8 protein-coding genes are annotated in these 7,813 nt (G+C 46.9%); 7 read left to right on the forward strand and 1 reads right to left on the reverse strand.

From position 1 onward, the window contains the following. Window positions 1–318: 318 nt before the first annotated feature. From NC994_RS08850 to NC994_RS08865, 4 genes are read left to right on the forward strand one after another with little or no spacing between them, the layout of a single operon-like run. Window positions 319–2,973, forward strand: coding sequence for a filamentous hemagglutinin N-terminal domain-containing protein (locus tag NC994_RS08850; protein ID WP_190432802.1), 2,655 nt, complete (start codon window positions 319–321; stop codon window positions 2,971–2,973). A gap of 59 nt (window positions 2,974–3,032) precedes the next feature. Continuing rightward, entirely contained in the window at window positions 3,033–3,176 is a 144-nt protein-coding gene (locus NC994_RS08855) for a hypothetical protein (RefSeq protein WP_190410686.1), read from the forward strand. Window positions 3,177–3,221: 45 nt separating this feature from the next. Further along, window positions 3,222–4,220 (forward strand): UDP-glucose 4-epimerase GalE, encoded by a 999-nt coding sequence (galE, locus tag NC994_RS08860; protein WP_190432805.1) that lies wholly within the window; start codon window positions 3,222–3,224, stop codon window positions 4,218–4,220. After that, complete coding sequence (locus tag NC994_RS08865; protein WP_190410684.1) at window positions 4,213–4,614, forward strand: hypothetical protein; 402 nt, start codon at window positions 4,213–4,215, stop codon at window positions 4,612–4,614. Before galE ends, NC994_RS08865 begins: the two co-directional genes overlap by 8 nt. A gap of 44 nt (window positions 4,615–4,658) precedes the next feature. Here NC994_RS08865 and NC994_RS08870 read toward each other — a convergent pair whose 3' ends face one another. Next, complete coding sequence (locus NC994_RS08870; protein ID WP_190432807.1) at window positions 4,659–4,805, reverse strand: hypothetical protein; 147 nt, start codon at window positions 4,803–4,805, stop codon at window positions 4,659–4,661. Between the two features lie 27 nt (window positions 4,806–4,832). On the opposite strand from NC994_RS08870, the gene NC994_RS08875 reads away from it, so the two are divergent. From NC994_RS08875 to NC994_RS08885, 3 genes are all read left to right on the forward strand, one after another. Then, window positions 4,833–5,144 (forward strand): hypothetical protein, encoded by a 312-nt coding sequence (locus tag NC994_RS08875; protein WP_190432809.1) that lies wholly within the window; start codon window positions 4,833–4,835, stop codon window positions 5,142–5,144. A 240-nt stretch (window positions 5,145–5,384) separates the two neighbouring features. Beyond that, window positions 5,385–6,551, forward strand: a complete 1,167-nt coding sequence (locus NC994_RS08880) for a glycosyltransferase (protein ID WP_339380323.1) — start codon at window positions 5,385–5,387, stop codon at window positions 6,549–6,551. A gap of 160 nt (window positions 6,552–6,711) precedes the next feature. Next, entirely contained in the window at window positions 6,712–7,461 is a 750-nt protein-coding gene (locus NC994_RS08885; RefSeq protein ID WP_190432811.1) for a sugar transferase, read from the forward strand. The last annotated feature ends 352 nt before the right edge of the window (window positions 7,462–7,813 follow it).

Consider the following 7,813-nt stretch of genomic DNA (forward strand, 5'->3'; position numbering starts at 1 on the left):
GCTGTCAATCCGGAAAACTTTTCGATTTTCAGTAAATTTACACAGGTTTTATAGTATTAAAGCATTGCCAAAGTACAAATATATTTTTATTTAAAAATAGAAATCATGGTTAACCGTAGAATTAGCTATTAATTCGTATTTGTGCGTACACAATAAAAGTACTTTTATCCCTATATTTACACAAATAGAGTTTAATAAAATTCGCTTTTAGAAATATTTTATTTATTTATTAATGAAGCCTGTTTGAGATCCTGATAGTTCTATCAATCCTGGTAATGAGGAGCAGGATAAATCATGACCCCAATGGGTTAACACCAGATGAAATCAGCTTTTGAAAGTTCTGGCGTATTGCTTGGCTTACTTGCCGTTGCACCAGCGATCGCTGTGAAACCGGCACAGGCAGAAACGATTGTTCCAGCTCAAGACGGTACGGGCACAATTGCCGCTCCTGAAGGCAATACAATCAATATCGGCGGAGGAAAACTGTCTGGTGATGGAGCAAACCTTTTCCACAGCTTTGAGCAATTTAACCTCAATGCAGACCAAATAGCTAACTTTATTTCTAATCCCAAAATTGAAAATATTTTAGGCAGAGTAGTGGGTGGAGATCCCTCTACCATTGATGGCTTAATTAAAGTCAGCGGAGGAAATTCTAATTTATACCTGATGAATCCATCGGGAATTATATTTGGTGCCAATGCCAGATTGGATGTGCCGGGAAGCTTTACCGCAACCAGTGCTACAGGGATTGGTTTTGGCTCTAATTCTTTTAAGGCTAGCAGCGATAATAATTACGCAACCTTAACGGGAATGCCCAGCAGTTATTCGTTTAATACTGCTCAACCGAGTGCTATTGTCAACTCTGGAGAACTAGCAGTTAAAGAAGGGCAAAATCTTACCTTGCTGGGTGGCACTGTTGTTAGCCAGGGAACTCTGTCAGCACCAAGCGGTAAACTGATTGTGGCAGCAGTACCGGGTCAGAATACAGTCCGGATTAGTCAACCCGGACAATTGCTAAGTTTGGAGATTCAACCCATTTCTCCTGATGCTAGTCAGTCCTCAACCGCAACAGTTTCCTCTCTACCCCAGCTACTAACAGGTAGCAAAGCGGGAAATGCCACTGGACTGACTACAAATAGCAAAGGAGAGGTAGAACTAACAGGTTCTGGTATCAAGGTAGAAGCGGGGGATGTGGTAGTCCGTCAGCTCAATGCGGGAACAGCAACTCTTTCAGCCAACCATAATTTGACCCTAGTTGAAAGCCAGATACACACATCTGGGGATATGAATTTGCTGGCAAAAGATACCGTGCGAGTGCGGGATAGCGTCGCGACCCCTTTTGTAGCGAAGGCGGGAGGGAATCTCACCGTTCAAGGCAATCAAGCAGTTGATATTTTGGCGCTGAATCACCCAGAAACACCCTTTCAAAGTGGCGGCAATCTCAGTTTAATCAGTGATGGAGTGATTTCTGGAGATGCTCACTATTCAGCAGGGCGGAATTTCTCAATTCTCAACTTATCGGGAGCTGGCGGCAAGTTTCAAAGTATTTATGACCCCATCATTACGTCTGATGGCGATGTCATGCTTGATTCTTATACGGGCGCTTCCCTGAAGATAATCGCAGCCGGAAAAATTACGATTAGTGGAGATATCGTCATTAATGCGATCGATCCAGAGGTAGATCCTAATAGTCGTGCCCTGATTTTACAAGCAGGTGCGACTGGGACAACTGATAACGTACCCTTCACCGAACCCTTTCCGGGTGCCCCTCCCGAATATTTTGACGATGCAGGCGCAAATCCCTCCTACACAACCTTTGTGAAATCTCCTACCTCAGCTGGAACGATTACAGTTGCAGGAACCATTAAATCTGATGATTTATTGGGACCAGCGGAACCTTTAAATGTTACCTTGTCGGCACCGGGTGATATTAATGTTCAAACCATTCAGTCGTCTGGTGGAAATATAAGTATTAGCAGCACCAGCGGTTCTATTAATGCCGCCGATCCAGTTAATCAAGTTTACAATTTAGACTCTCGTAATCGCGCTGGTAATGCAGGTGCAATTACCCTCAGCGCCCCATCGGGAAATATTACAACCGGAGATATCTTTTCCTCTTCTGATAACTTTGGCACGGCTGCTTCTGGGACTGGCGGCGCGATCGCAATTAGCGCCGGAGGCAATATCAAGACTGAAACCATAGACTCCAGTTCTAAGTGCAATTCTTGCTCTTCCTCTGGCGATGGCGGTGACATCACGCTGATTGCTGGCAATGATATCGCCGCCAAAATCATCGATGCTCAGAGTCTTGGCAGCGGCAAAGGCGGTGATGTAAATATCGCGGCGGGACAGAATCTCACCGTTGATAATAAGTTCGTTACTTTTACCTACAACAACCCCAGCATTAACACGACAGGAACGGGCGGGGGTGGAGCCATTAATATCAATCATCACGGGGGAGTTCCAGTCCCCTCGACTCCATTTGTTGTTGGCGATCCCACGACGAATGGAACTGCCCAAGCCATCACCACGGGCACTTCGACAATTTCGCCCCCCGAATCTTTCCCCGGTGGAACTGTTCAGGGCAATATTACGATCAATACCACTCCTCCACCGCCAATTCCCGCGCCAATTCCTGCACCAAGTCCTGCACCAACTCCCGTGCCAAGTCCTGCGCCAACTCCTACCCCCATACCCAGTTCAAATCCCCAACCGGAACCTGGGAACCAACCCAAGACAGAAATTGTGACAGACTTTCAAGGAAATACACTCTCACCTGTACCAGTAGCGGGTGCAGAAAATCAAAGACCGATTTTGTGTACGGTAGAGAGTCTCGAAGATGAAAAGCTGCCAATTTTACACAGGTTGCCTCGCTGTCAAGAACGCCGCGATCGCCGCAATCAACCACCGGGAAGCTCTAAAACCCTGTTTGTTCCCCGACAACAAAGCGATCGCGCGATCCCTCAAAAGTAATCAAGGTCACTAAAGCGCTGGGTTGTAAGCTTAGCCGCAAAAATCTCTAAGATATAATTTTGAATCGCACAGAAATGGGGATGCTTCCGCGTTTCTGTGCGATTTTCCGACGAAAGAGGTATGCGATCGCTAGTTTGGTGAAGGAAAGTATTTATAAGGAACACAAGCTCTCTTACCGAGGACAACGCATTGCCCTCAGTTAGCTATCCTTATAAAGCACTGATTCAAAGTTTGAGAAGGTATTGAACGTGTCGCAAGTCAAACCAACCATTCTGGTGACGGGTGGAGCTGGATATATTGGAACCCATGCCGTACTGGCGCTGATCAAGGCAGGCTATGGGGTAGTGGTATTAGATAACCTGGTGTACGGACATCGGGAATTGGTGGAAAATGTACTCAAAGTAGAACTGGTAGTGGGAGATATGAGCGATCGCGCTCTCCTCGACCAACTCTTTGCCACTCGCAACATTGCGGCAGTTATGCACTTTGCCGCCTATATTGCGGTGGGAGAGTCCGTCACCGATCCCGCGAAATACTACCAGAACAACGTCGTTGGCACTTTGACACTGCTAGAAGCAATGGTGGCAGCAAACGTGAAGAAATTTGTCTTTTCTTCCACTTGCGCCATCTACGGGATGCCCCAGGAAGTTCCCATGACCGAACACCATCCCCAAAATCCCCTCAGTCCTTACGCGACGAGTAAGTGGATGGTAGAGAAAATTCTGGCGGATTTTGATCTCGCCTACGATTTCAGGTCTGTGGCGTTCCGCTATTTCAATGCGTCTGGTGCGAATCCCGATGGCTTACTCGGTGAGGATCACGAGCCAGAAACGCACCTGATTCCCCTGGTACTTCAGACAGCTTTGGGCAAACGGGAATCTATCTTCATTCTCGGCACCGATTACCCGACCCCAGATGGCACCGGAATTCGGGACTACATCCACGTCAGCGACTTAGCAGATGCTCACGTTTTAGGGCTAGAGTATCTCCTGCAAGGGGGAACGAGCGATGTCTTTAACTTAGGAAATGGCAACGGTTTCTCAGTCAGAGAAGTGATTGAGACAGCCAAGGCGGTAACAGGTCGGGAGATTCCCGCAGTAGAACGCGATCGCCGTGCCGGGGACGCCCCTATTTTAGTCGGCAGCAGCGATAAAGCAAAAAAAATCCTCGGTTGGTGTCCGCAATACGCAGACCTGAGTAAAATCGTTGCTGACGCTTGGCAATGGCATCAGCATCGTCATGGATAATTCTGGAGTGGAAGTTAGATTAGGTCGTTTAGAATCGATTGTTGAACAAATTGCAGAGGCAGTACTTGCCAGCGCTGACACAATTGACCGTCTTGGCGAGCGAGTAGATGCTCTCACAATTCAAGTACAACAACAGGGAAACCTTAGGGAGGCAGTAATTGCCACTAATGAGACAATTAACCGCCTTGCTGACCGAGTGGATGCCCTGACCATTCAAGTACAAGAACAGGGGCATCAAGTCCAACAGCAGCACTATCAAATTTTTGCCTTAAGCGATGCGGTGCAAACCTTGGCAGAAACCCAAGATGATTCTCTTGTGCGGTTGATGCAGCTAACAGAAGCTTTACAACGCCTTGTGGATGCCATTGAAGCAACCGAAGAGACCGAATCTTAATCTCGGTCTCTGGTTTGCCATCGTATCCCGATTGGCTGTCAATCCTAGGGAAATAAAGTGGAAGTACCCATCAACTCATCAGGAGAGTTTTCATGCACTTTCTTCGTCGGTACGCTGTCATCCTTCCCGTGACTGCCGCCGTCAGTTTCTCGATTGTCAGTTGCACCGAAAGCAAAATCACTCAGTGTCAAAAGATTTTCAAGATTACCAATGAAACGGTGAATGAAACCAAAACCGTGACCAATGGAGGTCAGAATAGCTCTCCAGAAGCGCTAGCTAAAACAGCCGAGATTTGGGATAAATCAGCTCAAAAAATGACAAATATTAGCGTCAACGATCCAAAGCTTAAAAAGTTTCAAGCTGATTTTATTAGAATGTATCGAGAGAGTAGTAAGGCAACTCGCGAATATGTTTCAGCTCTCAAAAAAAGGGATTTTCCCGCAGTTGACGCTGGATTTAAAAAATTGCAGAAATCCTATAATCCAGAAAAAAATTTAGTAAACGGAATAAACAGTTACTGTGGAAGTTAACCAAAAGCTGCCTGCGATTTCTACTCGCTCTCTAAAGCTCAAAAAAGTAGTAGAAGAGAAGAATCAGGCTATTTTTCTAAGCTAAGTTCTAGGAAGTCTATTTTTAATTCCCTGTAATCCAGTGTCAGGCGTGCAAAAGTGCGGTAATGCACTTAGAGTCTACAGCGATCGCTCTTGAGCTAGCGATCGCTGGCTGAGGAGTGAGTAAAATTTACACTCAGCCCTTAAGTACGCGCAACTGTGAAGTCAGCTTTGTCATTAAAGTATGCCCTCGTCCATGAATGGTTGACCCCCCAAGCTACTGGCGGGTCAGAACTTGTTGTCCGGGAAATCCTCAAGCACATTGATGCCGACCTCTATGCCCTAATTGACTTTGAATCCACCAATCCCGAAAGTTATCTCTTCAATCGCCCCATTGGCACCACATTCCTGCAACACTTCCCGAAAGCCCGCAGTGGCGTCCAAAAATATCTCCCTCTACTACCACTAGCGATTGAACAGCTAGACTTACGCGACTATGACGTCATTCTCTCCTCTGCCCACGCTGTCGCCAAAGGAGTCCTCACCAGCCCGCAACAACTGCATATCTGCTACTGCCATACGCCCATGCGCTACGCCTGGGATTTAACTTTTGATTACTTAGACAGTAGCCGACTAGGACGGGGTCTCCCAGGCATCCTGACTCGGTATCTACTCCATCAACTGCGTCAGTGGGATGTACTCTCCGCAAACCGCGTTGATTATTTCATCGCCAACTCCCAACACACCGCACGTCGCATCTGGCGCTGCTATCGGCGGCAAGCAGAAGTCATTTATCCACCCGTCAATATCGAGCGGTTTTCCTTTCAGCCCCAGAAAGAAGATTTTTACCTCACCGTTTCCCGGCTGGTGAGTTACAAGCAAGTATCTTTAATTGTCCGATCTTTTAACCAACTGGGACGCCCGCTTGTGGTGATTGGCACGGGGCCGGAACTTGACGAAATGCGCCAGCTAGCGAAACCCAATGTAAAAGTGCTAGGGTCACAACCAGATGATGTTGTTGAGCAGTATATGGCTCAAGCAAAAGCATTTGTATATGCAGCCTGTGAAGACTTTGGCATGGCGTTGGTAGAAGCCCAAGCTTGTGGCACTCCTGCGATCGCCTATGGTGCTGGTGGGGCATTAGAAACCGTTCTGGATATTCGGGAACACCCGACACAGGGAACTGGCTTATTTTTTCCAGCCCAAACAGAAGCGGCTTTGATAGAAGCGGTAAAAACCTTTGAAGCATCGCAAGGATTATTTAATCCGGAGATTGCTAGAGTCCGCGCTTCTCAGTTCGCCCCTCAAACTTTCCAGAAGCGCTATCTAGCCTTTCTAGAGAGCTGTTATCAAGAATTTCAGTCATCCTCAGCCATTCGTCCCTAATCATCAGTCATGCTCTTTAGCCGATTGCTAAAAACCCATGACTAATGACCAATGACCCATGACTAATGACCAAATTCTACTTTCTGGGACTCCATTAGCTGTCTTCAGGCGTCTTGTGGCTTTATGATCGGGACTGTGTGGTGTGAAGTGAAGGAGTAAGATGACTGCCGAAAGCCAACTTATCTCCGGCAAGATGTTGTGGGCGTTCGTGAAGCGAGGTTTTCAACCACTCGCGCCGACAGGTAGGCCCAGAGGTTTGAGCAAACAGCGAGACCTCCCCCTACAGCGTCTAGACCGAGATTTCGCTAAGCGATGTTTTGATGTTCTGTTTTCACTGTCGGTTTTGATTTTGTTTTCTCCGGTTTACCTGCTGTTGGCCTTGCTGATTGCTCTGAGCACACGAGGTCCCATTTTTTATGTCCAGGAACGAATCGGGAAAAATCATCAGCCTTTTGGCTGTCTCAAATTCAGAACGATGGTGCCAAATGCAGACGAAGTGTTGGTGCAAATGATGGCAACCTCACCCCATCTGCGTCAGGAATTCGAGGATAATTTCAAACTCAAAGACGACCCTCGAATTACATGGATTGGTAAATTCCTACGGGTGACTAGCCTGGATGAGTTTCCCCAATTCTGGAACGTTCTAAAAGGGGACATGAGCGTTGTCGGGCCAAGACCTCTCGTTGCCGAGGAGTTGTCAAAATACGGGCATCACATTGACAAAGTGCTGACGATTCGACCTGGAATCACCGGATTATGGCAAGTTTCTGGGCGCAATGACATCCCTTATCCGCGCCGAGTCCAGATAGATGTCTATTACGTCAATGCCAGGAATTTCTGGCTAGATTTGTGGCTAGTTGTAAAAACAATTGGCGTTGTCGTTTCCCCCAAAGACAATGGTGCCTACTGAAACATAGCTAATGTTCGGCAATCTATAACTCAAGTCAAGTTCTTTGAACAACGGCTCCTACAGCTTTCCTCCTTGTGTAGAGAGAGCTGTAGTATTTTGTCGTTCATCGTTTGATGAGTTAGTACAGCGCTGGGAGTTACGCTTGCCTCTACAGCAGGTAAACTCTTCATGTCTAATTTCAGAGTTTAGATAAATTGGTTGTTGTAATGGCGATTAATTAATTTGTGTCGCTCAGAATTTATAGCGGTTCTCAGTTGGATGGCATACAGTAAGGGAGTAGCCCAGCCTGCCAGACAATCGCCGATCATGAAAGCCTACTCGCTTGACCTACGCCAAAAAGTGATTGATGCCT

This window comes from Trichocoleus sp. AS-A1 (genome assembly GCF_039962015.1).
In the GTDB taxonomy this organism is placed as follows: domain Bacteria; phylum Cyanobacteriota; class Cyanobacteriia; order Cyanobacteriales; family FACHB-T130; genus FACHB-T130.